The 18,262-nt window shown below is 34.9% G+C and carries 19 protein-coding genes; 14 read left to right on the top strand and 5 right to left on the bottom strand.

The window, feature by feature from the left end; all coding sequences use genetic code 11:
• Nucleotides 1-135 precede the first annotated feature (135 nt).
• The gene (locus ACIQXW_RS02725; protein ID WP_402759743.1) at nt 136-792 is read left to right on the top strand and encodes a CatB-related O-acetyltransferase; all 657 of its coding nucleotides are present in this window, start codon (nt 136-138) and stop codon (nt 790-792) included.
• A gap of 171 nt (nt 793-963) precedes the next feature.
• Here ACIQXW_RS02725 and ACIQXW_RS02720 read toward each other — a convergent pair whose 3' ends face one another.
• The gene (locus ACIQXW_RS02720) at nt 964-1,113 is read right to left on the bottom strand and encodes a hypothetical protein (protein ID WP_173478347.1); all 150 of its coding nucleotides are present in this window, start codon (nt 1,111-1,113) and stop codon (nt 964-966) included.
• Nucleotides 1,114-1,351: 238 nt separating this feature from the next.
• On the opposite strand from ACIQXW_RS02720, the gene ACIQXW_RS02715 reads away from it, so the two are divergent.
• From ACIQXW_RS02715 to ACIQXW_RS02695, 5 genes are all read left to right on the top strand, one after another.
• Nucleotides 1,352-1,987: a hypothetical protein gene (locus ACIQXW_RS02715; RefSeq protein WP_402759741.1), complete on the top strand. Its 636-nt coding sequence runs from the start codon at nt 1,352-1,354 to the stop codon at nt 1,985-1,987.
• 338 nt (nt 1,988-2,325) lie between these two features.
• Nucleotides 2,326-3,753, top strand: coding sequence for a recombinase family protein (locus tag ACIQXW_RS02710; RefSeq protein WP_402759739.1), 1,428 nt, complete (start codon nt 2,326-2,328; stop codon nt 3,751-3,753).
• Nucleotides 3,737-3,910: a hypothetical protein gene (locus ACIQXW_RS02705; RefSeq protein ID WP_340826544.1), complete on the top strand. Its 174-nt coding sequence runs from the start codon at nt 3,737-3,739 to the stop codon at nt 3,908-3,910. The genes ACIQXW_RS02710 and ACIQXW_RS02705 overlap by 17 nt, the downstream gene beginning before the upstream one ends.
• Nucleotides 3,911-4,287: 377 nt before the next feature.
• Nucleotides 4,288-4,824 carry a helix-turn-helix domain-containing protein gene (locus tag ACIQXW_RS02700; RefSeq protein ID WP_340825417.1) on the top strand — a complete coding sequence of 179 codons (537 nt, stop codon included), beginning with the start codon at nt 4,288-4,290 and terminating at the stop codon, nt 4,822-4,824.
• A 57-nt stretch (nt 4,825-4,881) separates the two neighbouring features.
• A complete protein-coding gene (locus ACIQXW_RS02695) occupies nt 4,882-5,742 on the top strand; it encodes a YitT family protein (RefSeq protein ID WP_402759738.1) in 861 nt (286 codons plus the stop codon).
• 51 nt (nt 5,743-5,793) lie between these two features.
• On the opposite strand, the gene ACIQXW_RS02690 is transcribed toward ACIQXW_RS02695, so the two are convergent.
• Nucleotides 5,794-6,972 (bottom strand): YbfB/YjiJ family MFS transporter, encoded by a 1,179-nt coding sequence (locus ACIQXW_RS02690; RefSeq protein ID WP_402759736.1) that lies wholly within the window; start codon nt 6,970-6,972, stop codon nt 5,794-5,796.
• A 105-nt stretch (nt 6,973-7,077) separates the two neighbouring features.
• Between ACIQXW_RS02690 and ACIQXW_RS02685 the strand changes: the two genes are divergently transcribed.
• Nucleotides 7,078-7,959, top strand: coding sequence for a LysR family transcriptional regulator (locus ACIQXW_RS02685; protein ID WP_402759734.1), 882 nt, complete (start codon nt 7,078-7,080; stop codon nt 7,957-7,959).
• Between the two features lie 203 nt (nt 7,960-8,162).
• A complete protein-coding gene (locus ACIQXW_RS02680; RefSeq protein ID WP_402759732.1) occupies nt 8,163-8,474 on the top strand; it encodes a hypothetical protein in 312 nt (103 codons plus the stop codon).
• A gap of 30 nt (nt 8,475-8,504) precedes the next feature.
• On the opposite strand, the gene ACIQXW_RS02675 is transcribed toward ACIQXW_RS02680, so the two are convergent.
• Nucleotides 8,505-8,999, bottom strand: coding sequence for an NUDIX domain-containing protein (locus ACIQXW_RS02675; protein ID WP_402759730.1), 495 nt, complete (start codon nt 8,997-8,999; stop codon nt 8,505-8,507).
• Nucleotides 9,000-9,283: 284 nt separating this feature from the next.
• Here ACIQXW_RS02675 and ACIQXW_RS02670 point away from each other — a divergent pair, with 284 nt between their 5' ends.
• The 5 genes from ACIQXW_RS02670 (at nt 9,284) to ACIQXW_RS02650 (ending at nt 13,722) form a co-directional block, all read left to right on the top strand.
• Entirely contained in the window at nt 9,284-10,180 is an 897-nt protein-coding gene (locus tag ACIQXW_RS02670; RefSeq protein ID WP_340825428.1) for a hypothetical protein, read from the top strand.
• A 55-nt stretch (nt 10,181-10,235) separates the two neighbouring features.
• Nucleotides 10,236-10,964 (top strand): ABC transporter ATP-binding protein, encoded by a 729-nt coding sequence (locus tag ACIQXW_RS02665; protein WP_340825430.1) that lies wholly within the window; start codon nt 10,236-10,238, stop codon nt 10,962-10,964.
• Nucleotides 10,961-11,977 (top strand): ABC transporter permease, encoded by a 1,017-nt coding sequence (locus ACIQXW_RS02660; RefSeq protein WP_402759727.1) that lies wholly within the window; start codon nt 10,961-10,963, stop codon nt 11,975-11,977. The genes ACIQXW_RS02665 and ACIQXW_RS02660 overlap by 4 nt, the downstream gene beginning before the upstream one ends.
• Nucleotides 11,978-12,125: 148 nt before the next feature.
• Nucleotides 12,126-13,004 carry an ABC transporter ATP-binding protein gene (locus ACIQXW_RS02655; RefSeq protein WP_402759725.1) on the top strand — a complete coding sequence of 293 codons (879 nt, stop codon included), beginning with the start codon at nt 12,126-12,128 and terminating at the stop codon, nt 13,002-13,004.
• A gap of 16 nt (nt 13,005-13,020) precedes the next feature.
• On the top strand, nt 13,021-13,722 hold the full coding sequence (locus ACIQXW_RS02650; RefSeq protein WP_402759723.1) for an ABC transporter permease: 702 nt from the start codon (nt 13,021-13,023) through the stop codon (nt 13,720-13,722).
• A gap of 56 nt (nt 13,723-13,778) precedes the next feature.
• On the opposite strand, the gene ACIQXW_RS02645 is transcribed toward ACIQXW_RS02650, so the two are convergent.
• Both ACIQXW_RS02645 and ACIQXW_RS02640 read right to left on the bottom strand, forming a co-directional pair.
• Nucleotides 13,779-14,861, bottom strand: coding sequence for an Rpn family recombination-promoting nuclease/putative transposase (locus ACIQXW_RS02645; RefSeq protein ID WP_402759721.1), 1,083 nt, complete (start codon nt 14,859-14,861; stop codon nt 13,779-13,781).
• 128 nt (nt 14,862-14,989) lie between these two features.
• Nucleotides 14,990-16,183 (bottom strand): YbfB/YjiJ family MFS transporter, encoded by a 1,194-nt coding sequence (locus ACIQXW_RS02640; RefSeq protein WP_402759720.1) that lies wholly within the window; start codon nt 16,181-16,183, stop codon nt 14,990-14,992.
• Nucleotides 16,184-16,874: 691 nt separating this feature from the next.
• Between ACIQXW_RS02640 and guaD the strand changes: the two genes are divergently transcribed.
• The gene (guaD, locus tag ACIQXW_RS02635; protein ID WP_401018894.1) at nt 16,875-18,245 is read left to right on the top strand and encodes a guanine deaminase; all 1,371 of its coding nucleotides are present in this window, start codon (nt 16,875-16,877) and stop codon (nt 18,243-18,245) included.
• Nucleotides 18,246-18,262 lie beyond the last annotated feature (17 nt).

Genomic DNA, 18,262 nt, shown 5'->3' with positions numbered 1-18,262 from the left:
GTTACTATTTCCTCATTAAATGTGAGAGGTTGAGGACGATGATCCGTCGTTTAAGAAAACTTAAAAACGTCGCTGTGCGATTAAGCTTCTAGGTAGATAAATTAAAACTAATTACTTAGAAGCGAGGTACGCATAATGAACAATCAAAAATATAATCATTGGTCAGAAATTAAATATATTAAAGATTTAGTGACAAATCCGCTCATTGAAGTTGGAGACTATTCATACTACTCGGGTTATTATGGAAATCAAAATTTTGAGGACGGATGTGTCAGATACCTTTGGGGTGACAATAAATCTCGTGAGTTATTTAATCCTATTAATGATTTTGGTTGGCATTTAGATAAACTGATTATCGGAAACTACGTTTGTATTGCAAGTGGTGTCATCATTTTAATGGGTGGTAATCATAATCACCATTCAGAATGGATAACAGTGTATCCTTTTACGGAACAAATAGAACGTTCTTATGAGCCAAAAGGAGATACGGTTATTAAAAGTGATGCCTGGATTGGAATGAACGCAATGATAATGCCTGGGGTTACTATCGGTGAGGGTGCGATTATTGCTGCAGGATCTGTTGTATTAAAAGATGTTCCGCCTTATACGATTGTCGGAGGAAATCCAGCTAAAGAAATACGAAAACGTTTTTCAGATTTAGAAATAAATAAATTATTAGAAATGCGTTGGTTTGATTGGAAACGAGAGAAAATTGAAAAGGCTATTCCTTTGTTATCAAATGGTTCCATCGATCAATTGTATGATTTCTATTTAAATGAAGTAAAAATATAATAACTACTGAAACTACATCTAATTTGGATGTAGTTTTTTTATTAATATGTATTTTTTCTATTTCGTATTGTAGAACATCATTTTCCAGTGCTTTATATTCCATGTTGTCTCACATGTTAGTTTGATTATTTCACCTGACTTAAAGCTTGTACCAAATCTTATTAGACTGCGCTATTTCGCGCAATCGTCTTTATAAACCGTAATGCCACCCACTGTTAAGTCTTTTAGCGTTACCTGTCTGCCATATTCCCGTGACAGAATACTTTCAATGATTGGCAACAACTTTCGTACCTTTTCTTCTGTCATTTTTACAGCCTTCATTCCCCACACTCCTTTTTATCAGAATATGTCGAATAGGCTTGTCACTTTCGTTAAGACAAATTTCAAATTAGATACTTGGCAAGCGCTCCTTCTTTCTTAATCATTTCAGGGCAGTTTCTCCTCAACATACAATTTCCCCGATGTAGTTACTGCCAGACAATATTGAATACCAACTAAATCCAATGTACTATCTCCATTCGATTCACTTTCTGTTAAAATGATTTTAGAAAGGGAGTGATTGAAAATAACGACAGTGGAAAAGGAGAAATTGTCTGTCGGTTTGACACAATTTATTGATTTCACAGTTAGGCAAACAATGTTAGCAAAGATGAATAAAATTACTGAAATTAAAAATCAAGGGGATTATCATCCAGTAAAAGATCATTGGAAACAATTAAGAGAACGAATTAAATTATGCTATGAGAAAAATCAATCTCTAGAAAATTTAGATTCGTTGCTGACTGAAGTTCATGAGAGAAAAATTAATTCCTATACCCAAGCAATAAAGGCATTTAAAAAATTTACTCGTAAAAAGGAAATTGAATGGTTTGATCCACCTAAATCAATGTGGACATCTACTAATGGTTTAGTTGTTCGTTCGTCTCCCGAATTAGGTTTAATTATTGATGGCATACCTCACTTAATAAAATTGTTTTTTAAAGGGAACACTGAAAAAATTAATGAACGGAACATTCAACCAATTCTCACTTTAATGTTAGAAGCACAATGTAATGACCCTACCCCATCAAATATTGTATATGCTGTGTTAAACGTTAAAACAGCTAAATTACATGTAGCTACTCAAACAGACCCGAAAATTCTTCAAGCACTCCAGCTAGAAGCACAAACATACGAAAATATTTGGAGAAATTAAGCGTCTAATCCATTTCATTTTTTAAAACATATATAATTTGTGCGCATTGCTTACGCTTCCCTCACTACACCCATTACCCAATTTAACAAATGCAATAATCCAACCTTTTTTCATGCTTGCTGAAGCTGGTGCCATTACCATACGACTGTTGTTTAATTGACTAAAGGCTAGAGCCTGAACATATAACAGGCTCTTTCTGTCATCAAAATTTATATCCGCTACTTGAAATGATAAAAATTTTTAATCCAAATCCAAACATCCATATACATATAAAAGTATTATTTCTATAGCTAGCAAAATATATAAAAGAAAGGAAGCTTAGAAGGAGTGAAATACTTATGAAATGCGTCATCTATGTTCGAGTCAGCACGGAAGAACAGGCTAAACATGGGTTTTCAATTGCTGCGCAAATTGAAAAATTGGAAGCTTATTGTGTTTCACAAGGATGGGAAATTGTTGAGGAGCCCTACATCGATGATGGGTATTCTGCTAAAGATTTAAATAGGCCACATTTTCAGGCTATGATTGAGCGCATTCAGCAAGGCGGTATTGATGTCCTTCTTGTATATAAGCTTGATCGCTTAACTCGCTCTGTCCCTGATCTTCATACAATTTTAGCTGAATTAGAGCAATACGAATGTAAATTTAAATCCGCTACAGAAGTTTACGATACGACAAATGCAATGGGACGTTTATTTATTACACTTGTTGCTGCAATTGCGCAGTGGGAGCGAGAAAATACAGCAGAACGTGTGCGTTTTGGAATGGAGAAGAAAGTGAAATTAGGTCATTGGAAAGGTGGCACGCCCCCCCTCGGCTACCAAGTAGTAGATGGTGAATTAGTTATCGATGAAGCAGAGGCTCAAATTGTGAAGGATATATTTAAGTTAGCAAGATCATTAGGGTTTTACTCCCTTGCCCGTCAATTAACGAATAAAGGAATCCCCACTCGAAAAGGCGGACAATGGCATGTCGATAGTGTGCGAGATATTGCCAATAATCCGACGTACGCTGGTTATTTAATGTTTAGCTCTAATCCGAAAGACATAAAAAAGCCTCCTCGTGAACGGGTACTATTTGAAGGCAATCATAAACGCATTATAGATCGCGATGAATTTTGGGAGCTACAAGATTTGTTAGAAAAGCGCAAAATCTTAGGAGGGAAACGAGAATCGAGCAATTACTATTTTTCCTCGCTATTAAAATGTGCACGTTGTGGGCATGCGATGTCGGGGCACAAAGCCGGTAAGAAAAAAACGTATCGATGTTCCGGAAAGAAAGCTGGAAAAGCTTGTACCAGTCATATGATTTTAGAAAGCAATTTAGTGCAAACCCTCTTAGCAAAATGGGATGACTTAGTAGGTGGACATTTTCAAAGTAATGAAGGAGACGCCACATTTCCTATGGCACAACTCACCGCATTACAACAAGAATTATCCATTGTTCAAAAACTTTCTCACAAGAAGAAGACAATGTTTGAGCATGATGTTATCGGGATTGATGAGTTAATTCATGAAAGTGAAAAGCTTCGTAACAAAGAAAAAGAGATTCAAGAAAAGCTAAAAAAATTACAGCAGCAGGATCAGCGTCAACATATAGAAATCCAGACTGTTATCCGCAATATTGATACACTATGGTTGAATGCCGATGATAACGAACGTAAACAATTAATGACCACCATCTTTGAGCAAATTATCGTTGATACAAAGGATGATTATACGAGCAGTAAACAAGCAAGAGAAATTATAATTGTTGCAGCTAAATAATATGTCTTTTATTGGTGGCAGTACACTTATACCATGGGCGCTCATTCCCGCAGCTGCTATTTGTAACGTCAGTCCATTTGAGCTTGCACGGCGTAATTTATTGCCTGTAGCGATAGGACTTCTTGTCACAACCATTGTTGCGTTATTTTTAATTTAATTTCGAGAATAAAATCAAAACTGATTATATGTTTTTCGGCACAAGGCATCGAGAAGTTTAACTTGATGCCTTTTATTCTGTTTATTTGAGTGTAGGCTACGTTACTGTCTAAAGTTGCCTGCACAGTAAATCCCCTCACGGAAATCAACAGCAATTCACCTTACATAATTCTTCGTAGTGAAAAATATTGATTTCATCTAAATCGCCTTTTTACTTAACAAACGAATAATATTATCATATTCATATAATAATTTCATTAGCTTTTTACTGTACATCTGTTTAAAAATATATTATATTTTTTGATAATGTTCTCACATTGATAACATTTGATTTTTTCCATTGATACCATCTCTTTTCTTCAGATAGGGGGCTCGATTATGCTTAATAAAGCGGAGGTTTTAATGCATCCTGTAAGAATGAAAATTTTACAGGCACTGATGCATAATACAGAAGAAGGTTTAAGTACGTTAGAGATGATTTCTTTAATTAAAGATGTACCGCAAGCTACTTTATATCGCCATATTCAAATATTAATGGATGAAAACATTATTCAAATTGTAAAAGAACGCAAAGTACGTTCTGTTACGGAAAAATTTTATGCTTTAAATGAGGGAGCAGCAAAAATAGATGCGGAGGAGTGGTCCAAGCTAACGAAAAAGCAAAAACTCAACTATATTTCCTACTATCAACTAGCATTACTGTCTCAATATCAAAATTATTTAAACTTATTTGAAGAAGATTGCGTCGAGGATACAGCTACTTTTTCATTACTTGACTTATCTTTAACAAAGGAACAGTTTAACAACTTTCAAAATGATTTAAATGATTTATTAACGAGATACTATAATATGTCCGATTCAAGCAATAAGACTGAAACAAAAACAATTGCATTAAATATTATTCCAAAATCTTAAGTAACAATTTATAGGCAAGATAACTGGATTTAAATTGTAAAGAAATGGAGAAGATTTATGAAAAAAGGCAAGTCAGTTGAAAATATAAGAAAATTTATCATGATTATTATAGGCGCAATCATCGCAGCATATGGACTGGAAGCGGTATTAATACCGAACAATGTTATTGATGGCGGCGTAACAGGTATTAGTATTATGGGTGCCCACTTATTCGGCATTCCGTTAGGGTTGCTACTCTTTGTACTTAATATCCCATTTATTTATATTGGCTACAAACAAGTAGGAAAAACATTTGCATTAATGAGTAGTACAGGGATAGCTGCTTTATCGATTTCCACAGTTCTTTTACATGATGTTAAAACAATTTTAGGTCCAGAAGATCCTTTATTAATTGTCTTATCAGGTGGTATGTTACTCGGAATTGGAATAGGTATTGTCTTACGTAACGGTGGTGCATTAGATGGCTCTGAAGTGTTAGCCGTACTATTATCACGAAAAATTCCGTTTTCAGTCGGAGATATTATATTATTTATTAATGCCTTTATCTTCTTAGGTGCAAGCTTTATTTTCGGATTAGAAAGTGCATTATATTCAGCCTTAACGTACTATATTGCGAAAAACGTTATTGATATTATTCAAGTTGGTTTAGAAAAATCAAAAGATGTCCGCGTTGTCAGTGCCAAATCTGAGGAGATTGGTGATGCCATTCAAGCTCGTCTAGGTCGTGGTGTAACTTATACACAAGGGCGCGGCGGCTTTTCAAACGAACCAACCGAAATTTTAAACTGTGTCATTAACCGTATGGAAGAAAATAAGCTTGTGACAATTATTAAAGATATTGATAGCAGTGCTTTTGTCGTTATTTCTGATGTTTCAGAAGTTCGCGGTGGGAATTTCAAAAAACGAGATATTCACTAATACTAGAAGTAAGCAAGTGTTTTACTTGCTTACTTCTTTTTATTAATTGCATTAAAGTGAGTTCGCTATTACTTTTTCATATTTTATACCTTTTGTTAGGCATAACGCACCTACTAATACAACAGCTGATGCACTGATTAACGCATATTGATAACTGTCTGTATAGTTGGCCAATGTTCCTGCGAGTGAAGGTCCAAGCAATTGCCCTAGCGCATAGCCTGCTGTTAAAAAACCTAATATTTTATGACTATTCATAGGGACAATTTGCTTTGCTAAAGTAGTTGCTACTGTTGTAATCCCCATAAATGTAGCACCGAACACAAAAGCACTTGTATAAAGTGTAACAGTATTTGTTGTAAATGCTGGTAGGACAATGCCAAATGTCTGCAACAACATAGCTATGAATAATGTTTTTACATAACCCCAACGTTGTGCGAGTTTTGACCAAATAAAGCAAGATGGAATTGCTGCAATCCCAACGACAAACCACACAAAGACTGCATCGCCCTGAAAGCTTGTTGATTCTTTTGCAATGGATACAATGAAAGTTCCAGTAATAATATAGCCGAGTCCTTCTAGACTATAGGCAAGTACTAGCCATTTTATCCAACTTGTCGGTATGGATGTTCGTATTACAGTAGCTTCACTAGGTTCCTGTTGTGTGTTAGGTATAATTGGCTTTATAAAAGCTACAATGAAGATTAGCAAGATACTACTGAATAAGGCTAAGGCAATCCAAGTACCATACCAGTTAAATAAAGCATGTATTGGTGATACAATTAAAGCACTTAAGGCAATCCCTATTCCAACACCGCTATAAAAAATACCTGATAAGTGTGATTTCTTGCTATTAGCTAATTGATCAAGCACTAGACTTGCAGCAACGACAAAAATAAAGGCACTCATTACACCAGAAATAAACCGAAGCACATACCAAACAAAAATTGCATCAGTGCACCCCATTAAACCAGTTGTTATAATACTCATAACTAATGCTAGTTGTAAGAAGGGAATCCGTTTCTCTTGTATTTGTAGACGGCCAACAATAATTGCACCTACAAAATAGCCTAAATAGTTGCTCGTAGCTAAAAAACCTGCAGTTGCTCGACTAAATGCAAATGCTTCCTGCATGTACGGTAAAATGACCGTATACGAAAAACGACTAATGCCCATTGCAACAATGAATGCAAATACTCCTCCTATTAAATAATGAATTGTTTGCTTCTTCATATTTCCCCTCCCTCTCACATTTACTATAACTAATATTTTGGTATCACAAATAGAGCGGATTATTTATAATAGATATCAAATAAATTGATACCTGGAGGAAATATCTTGAATTTTAATGATTTATTTATTTTTCGGACAGTCGTACAAGCGGGAAGTTTTTCTAAGGCAGCCGCAGAACTCAATTACTCACAATCTAATATTTCAATGAAAATACAAAATCTTGAAGAATTATATAATGTAACATTTTTTTATCGTGGGCATCGTGGGACTCGTTTAACACCTAAAGGAGAACACTTTTATGAAATCGTCTTAAAAATGTTACATCTGTATGATAAATCCTTTGAAATGCTCCATGATACGGGAGAACAAAAAGGATTTCTGCGTATTGGTTCAATGGAAACTACTGCTGCACTACATTTACCAACACTTTTAACTAAATTTCATAAGTCATATGCACAGATAGAGTTAACAATTTTAACGAGTACATCGATGGAGAATATTAAACGATTAGAAAATTATGAGTTAGACGGTGCATTTGTTACAGGGCCTGTTTATAAAGAGCATATTTTAGCAAAGGAATTTATTAATGAGGAGCTTGTAATCATTTCGTCAAACGTGCATAAACGAATTGAAAAATTGCGTGATATAGAAAATTGCACACTTATTACTTTCCGTCACGGCTGCTCTTATCGGGCTATTTTAGAACATTGGTTACATGAAGATGGTGTGCAACCACAGAAAAGAATGGAGTTTGGAACACTTGATGGAATTATAGGCTGTGTAGCTGCCGGACTTGGGGTAACGCTCCTGCCACGTGCGATTGCAGAAAAATATCTGGCTACACAACCACTCGCCATTCATGTACTGGCAACAAAGCAAACACAAATCCCTACTTGGTTCATTTATCGTCAAGATGATTTTCAACCACCTGCGCTAACACATTTCATTGAATCGATTGGAGCGTACCAACAGCTTAGACAGCTGTAAAAATTGCGGATAATGACAGCCTTCAAAGACTGAGAAATTATAGATGAAGATACTATTTTTAACAGGCTGAACTATACCAAACATCATGCGATCGCTAGCTATGCTATCAATGTCCAAGGCTACTTCACGACAATTTAAGCGGAAAAAGCTATACTTAATATAGTTATGAAACATTTTGAATTTACGTTATGAAGGAGAACTAAATGGACTTATTTATCGCTAGTGATCGCCAATTGCCAATCCGTTATTATGTAAATGAAGCTATTTGGATTCGCCGTGGTTGTTTTTCACCACCGCAATTAACATTGCCCTTTTTTGTGGAAGTTGAAATTAAGAACAGCTACAATTTACCAATTATCACTCAATATATTCGAGAATTCCAATGTCAATATAAGTACACTGAAATGCAAATTTTAATTAAGGACCAAACTATATTGGCTGAAATGCATGATATGCTCACTGACCAGTTACTGAGCAATCACATGGTTTCCATACACCCACTTTTACCTAAGTAATTATTGAAAAGGTAACATATCGAGATTCGTTCAACATGAACCTATAGCTACTGCATCGATTAAAATTAATTTAGAAAGTGCATGGTCATTAATTACAAATGGTACTTCAGATGGTTCAACCCAAATTCTAGTACACGATTCATGTTCTCGGAGAAAAGGCAAGCATTCAAGAACATCCATTCTAAAAAATGCCTGATAACCAATTACGGGATATTTACCTTTTGAATTAAACAATGGATTTTCTTTATGACTCACTTCGATTGCACCTATGTATTGGATTGTTCCCTTTACATATCCCTCTTCATAGGACTCACGAAGTATAGCTTCTTCTATATTCTCTCCAGTTTCTACGTGACCACCTGGATAATTAAAACCACGATGTTTAATATGGGATAATAATACCTTCCCATCTTTCATACACACGGCATGAACACTTGTCACAATTAATGAATTAGTTAATTTCATTCGAGGCATCCAAGTTAGTTTTACTTTGCCTCCATCCCAGTCAACAATAATAGTCTGCATGTATTTCCCCCGCTTTGTATAGTTACTTTTTAATAAATATCCTTATATTTCCTTTCTATAACCTTTCACAAATCCCTCTTAATCAACAATCTTTTTTTCGTTAGCTACATTAAATTTGAAATAGTGATTTGGATTTCATTAAATTACAATGATTTTGAGAAACATTAAAAACATAAAATTATCCTTCTCTAAATATGCATACAATTGGGTTAAGAAGAATAGAAACCTAATAGAGAGATAATGCAAAATTTAGCAAATGAAAAATAAAGTGGGGTGTAGAAGAAATGCTTGAAATAAGTGATGCAAAAGAATTAGTACTCGGAATTGTGCAGCATGATCCATTGTTTATCGTTCTACAACATACACCATTAGAAGAAACACTTTATGGTGATGCCTATTTAACACACATCCATGAAAAAAAATATTATAGTATTTCAGAAGTTGCAGGTTGGTTTGAAATAACGGATGCTATGCTTCGTTACTACATTAAACCTTTTGACCAGTATATTTTTGATAGCGCCTCTAATCATCAAATCACGAATATTCGGTTGGACCTCCCTGCCATTTTACGACTTCGGATGATACTACTTTTAAAGGACGAACACCGTGTAAAGGGCTTAAAACTTCTTCTAGGAATTGACGATAGCGGTCAGCAAATTAAACATCAAATTACGGCTACCACTCTTGCTTCATCAGATGATTTAGCCCATAAAGTCGATGTTTTAGGAAGTGTCCTACAGCAAATGATACAAACCGGTTTATTTCATATGGAACCTAATGAAAAGCAAGGAACATTGCACATTACGATTAACGAAGATTTTTTAGCTCAAAATGTTCTTTCTTCCGAATCGAACCGCAAAATCGAAGACATCCAAAATGAAACAAATGAACTGAAACATATAAATGAACATCTCCAAAAACAAATGCTAGAATTACAAGAAGGTAGCGTAAAGGATATCGTAAAAAAAATCCGTGAACGCCATATTGAAAATGAAATCGTTTCAACATTACGCACAGAAGCACTGCAACAATTTTCACTAGAGAATAAGTCAGGATTTTTCGCAAAAATTTTTAGATCCTCACAAATTGAGATGGAAAAAGAGCAGTTTGTTTTTAGCTATATTTCACAACATTTAGAAGAACGCTTGGAAGCAGCACTCAATACGTATTACGGTGCCTGACACACAAACAATTCTGAATCGTTTGTGTGTCAGGCACCTCAAAGGAGTTGGTTTTTTGAAAGAACATGCAATTACATTAAATGCTGTCGAAAAACGTTTTCATCATAAACAAGTCATAGCACCATTATCTTTCGACATTCCAACAGGTCAGTTAATTGGCTTACTTGGTCCTTCTGGCTGTGGGAAAACGACATTGATAAAATTAATAATGGGAATGTTACAGCCTGATAATGGTACTATTCATGTATTTGAGTACACCGTTCCCCATAAGCAGTTGTTAATGGATATAGGGTACATGGCGCAATCTGATGCTCTTTATTCAGATTTAACAGGTGCCGAAAATCTGCATTTTTTTGCAAAACTTTATCGATTATCAAAAAAAGAACGGCTTGAGCGTGTGACGTACGCTGCAAATCTTGTTCGTTTAACTGACGAATTAAATAGTAAAGTAATGCATTATTCAGGGGGGATGAAAAGGAGGTTGTCACTGGCAATTGCCCTTATTCAAAATCCGAAGTTATTAATTTTGGATGAACCTACAGTTGGGATTGATCCTGTATTAAAACATGAAATTTGGCAGGAGCTGACTCGTCTAAAAGAGCAAGAACATAAAACTATTTTAGTAACTACACATGCAATGGACGAGGCTGAACGCTGTGATCAATTAGCTATACTACGTAACGGCCACATTCTAGCACAAGGTACACCGTTAGAATTGAAAACAAAATATAAAGCAAAAGATTTTGATGAAGTGTTTATAAAAGCTGGGGGTACAATACAATGAGAATTGCTGCATTAGTTACAAGAATTATTCAGCAAATGCGACGTGATAAACGTACACTTGCATTGCTATTTCTTGCCCCCCTCCTCGTGCTTTCATTAATGTATTTTATTTTTAATAGTAATGAGCCAGTTGTCACACTTGTTGTCTCACATGTTCCTACAGAGCTTATTGAAAAACTGGATGCTGCTGATTTTGAAGTTACAGAAAATAATGATGTTACTATAGCCAAACTAAAAGAACAAAAATATGATGGTTGGTTAGCACTTCACAACAATCAAATAAAGCTCACCTTATTAAATGATGATCCTACTACTGCTAAAGCCGTTATGATGAAGTTGTCACAAGTATTACAACCTGAGCAAGCTTCTAACATGACGATCACAACCGACTATGTATATGGTAACAAAGATACGGCTATTTTTGATATTTTCAGCCCAATGCTTATCGGCTTCTTTGTTTTCTTTTTTGTTTTTTTAATTACAGGTATAGCCTTATTAAAGGAACGTACTTCAGGAACACTAGAGCGATTACTAGCAACACCAATTAAACGTTCAGAAATTGTCGCAGGTTATCTGATTGGTTACGGATTGTTTGCCTTTATGCAGACAATTATTATTGTCCTATTTGGAATTTATATCCTCGATATTGTCCATGTTGGTTCTATTTGGCTCGTGTTCCTTATTAATATTTTAATTGCACTAGTATCGTTATCATTAGGCGCACTTTTATCTAGCTTTGCTGCCTCAGAGTTTCAAATGATGCAATTTATACCGATTGTTATTGTGCCACAAGTATTTTTTTCTGGTATTTTCCCTCTTGACAATATGGCGGAATGGTTACAAAGCATTGGTCACATCATGCCATTGTATTATGCAGCCGATGCATTAAATGGCGTTATGTATAAAGGATATTCCTTTAATGAAATTGTAGTAAATTTAGTGATTCTAGCTTGCTTTGCTATTGTCTTTATTATGCTAAATATTATTAGCTTAAAAAAATATCGTTCATTATGACATTCTCTGCCTGCGATTATTGGCAGAGTTTTTTTGCTTACGTACACAAACAAAAATAGGAAATAAAACCATTTTAAAGGAGTATTTTTCGGTAAATTAATTTATAATGGATTCAATAGAATTATCACTAACAAAAAGGTGTGACCTTATGAGTGCAATTATGGAAGTACAAAACATTTCTAAACAATATAAAGCCAAGAAAGTTTTAGACAATATTTCTTTCTCCATTTATTCCGAGGAAATTGTAGCGCTTGTAGGGAAAAATGGCTCAGGTAAGAGCACGCTACTAAAAATTATTGGGGGCATAGTGGACTGTGATTTTGGAGAGGTGAACAAACATGTACCATCTTTAAAAATTGGGTACGTACCAGAAGTTACTCCTTCTCAGCTATTCTTTACGCCAGAAGAGTATCTTTTTCATATGGGCAAAATTAGCGCCATACCTAAAAAAACATTACAACAAAAAATAGACGACTTACTCAAAATGTTTAAAATGCAAGAAGCTCGTTCGACAAGAATGATTAATTTTTCAAAAGGGATGAAGCAAAAAATTATGATCATGCAGGCGATGCTTGAAGAAACACATCTTCTCATCTTGGATGAGCCCCTATCTGGACTTGATCCTCGCGCCCAAAATGATTTAGAAAACATCCTTTTATCCTTAAAAGAAAACGGCTACAGTATTGTTTTAACTTGTCATGAAACAAAATTACTAGAAAATCTTGTGGATCGTGTCTTATTAATTCAAGATGGCCAAGTGATGCAAATAGAGGCATTAACGGAAGCCACTATTCCAAGCAATCAATTAGTTTTTGAGTTTCCCAGTCAAAGTTCGCTGGAGGATTTCCTACCTCTTATTCAAATCAAACAAATGCGCACATTAACTAATGGCTATCAAGAGGTAATGGTAACGGTTAGTCAGGCGAATACAGATAAGATTTTATTGGCATTACTCCAGCGTAATGCTGCCATTAGACAGCTTATCCCTATAAATCATAAGAAGAACCAATTTTATAACCATTTTTAGGAGGTTTACTAGGTAAATGATGAGTTTATTGCACTATCAATTGATAAATTATCTAAGGACTTATAAATATATCCCCCCTTTTTTTATTTTCATTTTATGTACGGTAGTCAATTATGCATTTGTGCCAAACCCAATTTTAGATAGTTACTCATTTACTTCAACTCTGCTCTTCTTGTTAATGGGATGGTTTACAGTAACAATATTTCATGCGGAGGATGAAGGGCAAAAAGTCATAACTATACTACATTCTAAAGGGGAAAAAGCGTATTTTGGAGCGCTTTATTTGATTTGTATGGCGATTGGATTTTGTCTCAGCTGGGTGTCAGTAATGTACCCTATTATGATAGATGCATTTGGTGAGAAGCCAAGAACTTTACATATAGTATTGGGCTTCTTAGCTCACTTTAGCCTATCAATTCTTGCTATTGGACTCTCTGCTCTTTTTACAAGGGAACTGGTGAAAAATAAGCAAAATTCTTGGTGGGGTGTTCTTAGTATTCTAATCATTTCAATAGCAATTGTCTCCTTGAAACATGAAGTAAAGGGTTTTATATGGCTATTCCCCCCTGTACATCTTTCTTTAGAAATGATGAGTTCAGATGATAGCCTTCAAGCAATTCCAGCCATCTTTTATTGGCAATTTATTTGGATTTTTATTTATAGCTTGCTACTAATACGTCTATTCTTCTTTATGTTGAATCGTAAAAAGAAAATATAATAAGTGCCAGGCACCCAAACAATTCTGAAAATTGCGAGTGCCTGGCACCTAAAATATTAATCGTATAATCCTTTTAACTGCTCAATTTCAGTAACAGTTAGCTCTGTTAATTCTGCGATTGTTTCAAGATCGGTGTTTCTTTTTAATAATTTCAATGCAATTTCCGTCTGCATCTTTTTTTCTCCGTGTTTGATACCTTGTTCAATGCCCTGCTCTATACCTTGTTCTATTCCTTGCTCTATTCCTTTTTCTATTCCTTTTTCTATTCCTTTTTCTATTCCTTTTTCTATTCCTTGTTTTAATCCTTGTTCTATTCCCCGTTCTAATCCTTTTAATAGCCCTTCTTGCTCCGCTATATGTTTTGTATCTTCTAGCTTCGCCGCTTCATCAAGGATGTATTTCAAACGAGATTGGTAAGCATAATAATCTTCAGGTGACTGACTTAAATCTTGCCAAACATTAAAAGCATTGAATAACTCCTCATCTTTCATGGCGAGCGCCTCCAATTCCAAATTTTCTTCATAGACTTTCTCTTTGCGTACATCGACCATTCCTAGTAGCATTAACCATTTCGCAAGTGCATTTTCCCACGAATTTAATTGCTTTGCATACCATTGCTTTATAAATTTATTCATGTCGATAAAATGTATTTCCAGCACATCATCCATTTTAAACTTCCCCTGATTGTCGTAAAGTTGGAAAATAGAATGATAATCTTCTGTTTGTTCAAATAAACTAAAATTACAAATATTGATAGTAATTGTTGGTCGTAGTTTGTGATACCCCATCCCCTTACGAAGCTGTGAAGTATAAATTCTTGACCAATAATACAGTGTTCTTTTCATCATATCGTATTGATTTGTTAGTTGAATTTCTACATTAATAAATAGATCTTCTTGTGTTTTAACTAAAATATCCAAGCGTGATTGCTTATCATCTACATGCTCGCTACCAAATTCTTGCCTCATAAAAGAAATCTCATTAATAGCGTTACGACCAGTGCGATCTAAAATAGCATTTAGGAAAGCCACAGTAATGTTTTTATTCTGCTCAGTGCAAAAAAATTGTTTAAATGCATAATCTACCTTTAAATCTACAAATCTCTCAAGTGGGATTTTACGTAAAGTCTTTACACTCATTCGCATCACTCCAATTGATTTACCTCAATTATAACATTTTGTCGATTTAGGAAAAAATGATAAGAGTGCCAGGCACACAAACAATTCTGAATATTCCAGGTGCCTGGCACCGTAATTAGGCACCGTAATTAAGGTGTAGATTGTACGTTTAAATTTGCTATTTTTTCTTGTTGTTTCATGACGATCCATTTACCGCATAACATCACTAACAATGCTAAGAATACAATAACTCCAGCAAATATGAGTGCTGCTTTATAGCTGTTGTATATTACTACAAGCTGTCCAGCAATTATTGGCCCGATTATTTGTCCGAATGCATAAAATGTTGTTAATACTGACACGACTGGACCACTCTGGGTTGGAAAAAGCTGTCTAGCATATGCGGTTGTTAATGTTACAATACCAACGAATGTTAAGCCAAATAAAAATGAAGACAATAAAACACTCCACACTGTTTGTGAAAATACCGGCAACAAAATCCCTAGCACTTGTAATATGTATGCCACAAACAATATTTTAGTTGCGGAAAACTTTTCTAATAAAACTGTCCAAACTGGGGCAGATGGAATTGCCGCTACACCAACAATGACCCAGCTATAAGAAGAATACGCTTGGAGCGATGGAATATTATGAATAATATCTACTAAAAATGTCCCTGTAATAATATAGCCAAGCCCCTCAAGTCCATATGCAGCAATAAGCCAAGGCATAAAACCTCGCGACATTTTTGTATCAGACGATTTAGTAACTTTCACGCTATCGTGAACTTGTAAATTTCTCCATAAGATCAATGTAATAATTAATAAAAGTGCTGATAAAATTCCTAAGCCAATCCAAGTACCTTGCCACGCAAAACGTACTTCAATGAAAGGTACTAACAAGCCAGATATGGCAATGCCAAGCCCTATACCGCTAAATAAATAACCTGACCACTTTGTCAGTGACTGTTTAGCTAAATAATCCATAATAATACTAGATGTTAAAACAAATATAAGGCCTCCTGTAATCCCCGCAATTAAGCGCAGGACAAGCCAAACACTATAAATTTCAATTAGCCCCATAAGGACAACAGAAATGACGTTTAACACAACACTCAACAGTAAAAAATTTTTCTTTTGTCGATAGATAAATCCAGCCCACAATGCACCAATAAAATAACCAATATAATTACTGGATGCTAAAAAGCCGGCAACATTAAATGAAAAACCGACATCCTCCCGCATAAATGGCAAAATAGGCGTAAAAGCAAAACGGCTAATGCCCATTGCTACTACGAGCAACAATACTCCTCCAAATAATACCCCTATATGTTGACGATTCATTGCATCCCCTCCCCTTTTTATTGTTAATAAAAGGATACTTAATGAATATTAATAAAGCAAACATATAATTTATAAAATTTTTCCAGTAATCAATTTATAAAACAATATTTTATATATGTTGCACCGATTTTTTTCACAAAAAAGACTCAAGTATTTACACTTGAGTCTTTTGGTAAATCTATTTAATTAATAATTGGCTCTTAAACTAATTATGGTAAATAGAATGATCAAAAAAACGAGAAGACATAATCCCACTATAATAATAACCTTTTTACCATACATACTTAATCACATTCCCTCTAAAAAAATTAATTGAATGTTAATAGTGATTGGTATTTTACAACTTTACTAGTTGATTTAATTACCTTTTTCTAGGAAACTTCTACTTTATTTAATACAGCAACATTAATTTCCAAGCGTCTTCGATAGTCTACACCACCTTTAATTGATAATAATTCTCACTTATATTTTATTTAAAAATCCCTAGGATGCCAACCCCTCATTTCTCTTCCATATCACTATATATTTCCATTCCATAAAATTGTTGTAAAACTCTTTTCATTTTATGTTAATTCCCCTTAAATCTCTATTAAATCAAAAAGCTTTTATTCGTTTTTTTATAGACTTTACACTTTAATTGTCCTATAATATTCCCTGCTGATACTAAAATACGAACATTGAGGTGTAAACCATGAGTGAATATACGCAAATTTTTAAAGGGACTGCTTTTTCAAGTAAGTCTTCAAAAGAAGTACAAATATTAAAAGATTATCTTTTTTGCATTAACGCAGACGGCATGATAGAAAAAACTATTGCACCGGAACATCCTGAATATCAAACCTTACTAAATACATACGAAGGGAAAGACAATTTCCATCAATTAACTGACGGACAGTATTTCTTCCCAGGCTTTGTTGACTTGCATGTACATGCACCCCAATGGGCTCAAGCTGGAACTGCTTTAGACATTCCTCTAAATGACTGGCTAAACACATATACCTTTCCAATCGAATCTAAGTTCTCTGATTTAGCATTTGCCAAAGAGGTCTATGAAGATTTAGTTAGTACCCTACTTGCCAATGGCACAACTACATCGTTATACTTTGCAACTGTCCATAAAGAGGCGAGCTTATTGTTAGCTGAAATATGTGCTACAAAAGGACAACGTGGTCTAGTTGGGAAAGTTGTCATGGATGACCCTGAACAAAACCCAGAATTTTATCGTGATGCAAACACAGATACAGCATTAGCAGACACAGAAGAATTTATTTTAGCTGTTAAAGAATTAGCAAAAACTACAAAACAAGGTGTATATCCCGTTGTAACGCCTCGCTTTATTCCAAGTTGTACAGATAGTGCATTAAAAGGTTTAGGTGAATTGGCTGCTAAATATGATACTCATATCCAATCTCACTGTAGTGAGAGCGATTGGGAGCATGGTTATGTACAGGACCGCTTCAACAAAAATGACGCCTATGCGTTACATGACTTCGGTTTATTAGGTGATAAGTCTGTTATGGCACATTGCAATTTTTTAAACGATGAAGATGCAGAATTATTTGCTGAAACAGGTACAGCGATCGGTCATTGTCCAATCTCAAATGCTTATTTTGCAAACAGTGTCATTCCAATTGCCCGTTTCCATTCAAAAGGGGTGGATATTGGTTTAGGATCAGATATTTCGGGTGGCTTCTCTCCGAGTCTTTTCGATAATGCAAAACAAGCTGTTATGTCATCTAGAATGTTGGAAGATGGTGTTGATACAGCGCTACCTGCAGACAAACGTGGCGTGCCAGATTCACGCATTACAATTAATGAAGCATTTTATTTAGCAACAGCTGGCGGTGGTGAAAGTTTAAGCCTACCAGTTGGTCGCTTACAAGAAAACTTTACGTGGGATGTTCAAGTAATCGATACAAAAATAGCATCTGCCAAACTTCCAATCTACGATAAAAATGAAGAATTGATCGATATCTTCCAAAAAATCATGTATCTTGTTCGTCCTGAAAATATTCGTGAAGTGTGGGTGCAAGGAACGAAAGTTCATGAAAGAAGCAAATAATTTAACACAAACAATAC

Source organism: Lysinibacillus sp. NPDC097162, assembly GCF_044762185.1.
In the GTDB taxonomy this organism is placed as follows: domain Bacteria; phylum Bacillota; class Bacilli; order Bacillales_A; family Planococcaceae; genus Lysinibacillus.
The sequence above is the reverse complement of the archived record's forward strand: the minus strand, read 5'-3'. Positions and strand labels throughout refer to the sequence as shown.

Coding starts and splice junctions, on each gene's coding strand:
- ACIQXW_RS02725 (WP_402759743.1), top strand. CDS start 136: ATGAACAATCAAAAATATAATCATTGGTCAGAAATTAAATATATTAAA.
- ACIQXW_RS02720 (WP_173478347.1), bottom strand. CDS start 1,113: ATGAAGGCTGTAAAAATGACAGAAGAAAAGGTACGAAAGTTGTTGCCA.
- ACIQXW_RS02710 (WP_402759739.1), top strand. CDS start 2,326: ATGAAATGCGTCATCTATGTTCGAGTCAGCACGGAAGAACAGGCTAAA.
- ACIQXW_RS02700 (WP_340825417.1), top strand. CDS start 4,288: ATGCTTAATAAAGCGGAGGTTTTAATGCATCCTGTAAGAATGAAAATT.
- ACIQXW_RS02695 (WP_402759738.1), top strand. CDS start 4,882: ATGAAAAAAGGCAAGTCAGTTGAAAATATAAGAAAATTTATCATGATT.
- ACIQXW_RS02690 (WP_402759736.1), bottom strand. CDS start 6,972: ATGAAGAAGCAAACAATTCATTATTTAATAGGAGGAGTATTTGCATTC.
- ACIQXW_RS02680 (WP_402759732.1), top strand. CDS start 8,163: ATGGACTTATTTATCGCTAGTGATCGCCAATTGCCAATCCGTTATTAT.
- ACIQXW_RS02675 (WP_402759730.1), bottom strand. CDS start 8,999: ATGCAGACTATTATTGTTGACTGGGATGGAGGCAAAGTAAAACTAACT.
- ACIQXW_RS02670 (WP_340825428.1), top strand. CDS start 9,284: ATGCTTGAAATAAGTGATGCAAAAGAATTAGTACTCGGAATTGTGCAG.
- ACIQXW_RS02660 (WP_402759727.1), top strand. CDS start 10,961: ATGAGAATTGCTGCATTAGTTACAAGAATTATTCAGCAAATGCGACGT.
- ACIQXW_RS02655 (WP_402759725.1), top strand. CDS start 12,126: ATGAGTGCAATTATGGAAGTACAAAACATTTCTAAACAATATAAAGCC.
- ACIQXW_RS02650 (WP_402759723.1), top strand. CDS start 13,021: ATGATGAGTTTATTGCACTATCAATTGATAAATTATCTAAGGACTTAT.
- ACIQXW_RS02645 (WP_402759721.1), bottom strand. CDS start 14,861: ATGAGTGTAAAGACTTTACGTAAAATCCCACTTGAGAGATTTGTAGAT.
- ACIQXW_RS02640 (WP_402759720.1), bottom strand. CDS start 16,183: ATGAATCGTCAACATATAGGGGTATTATTTGGAGGAGTATTGTTGCTC.
- guaD (WP_401018894.1), top strand. CDS start 16,875: ATGAGTGAATATACGCAAATTTTTAAAGGGACTGCTTTTTCAAGTAAG.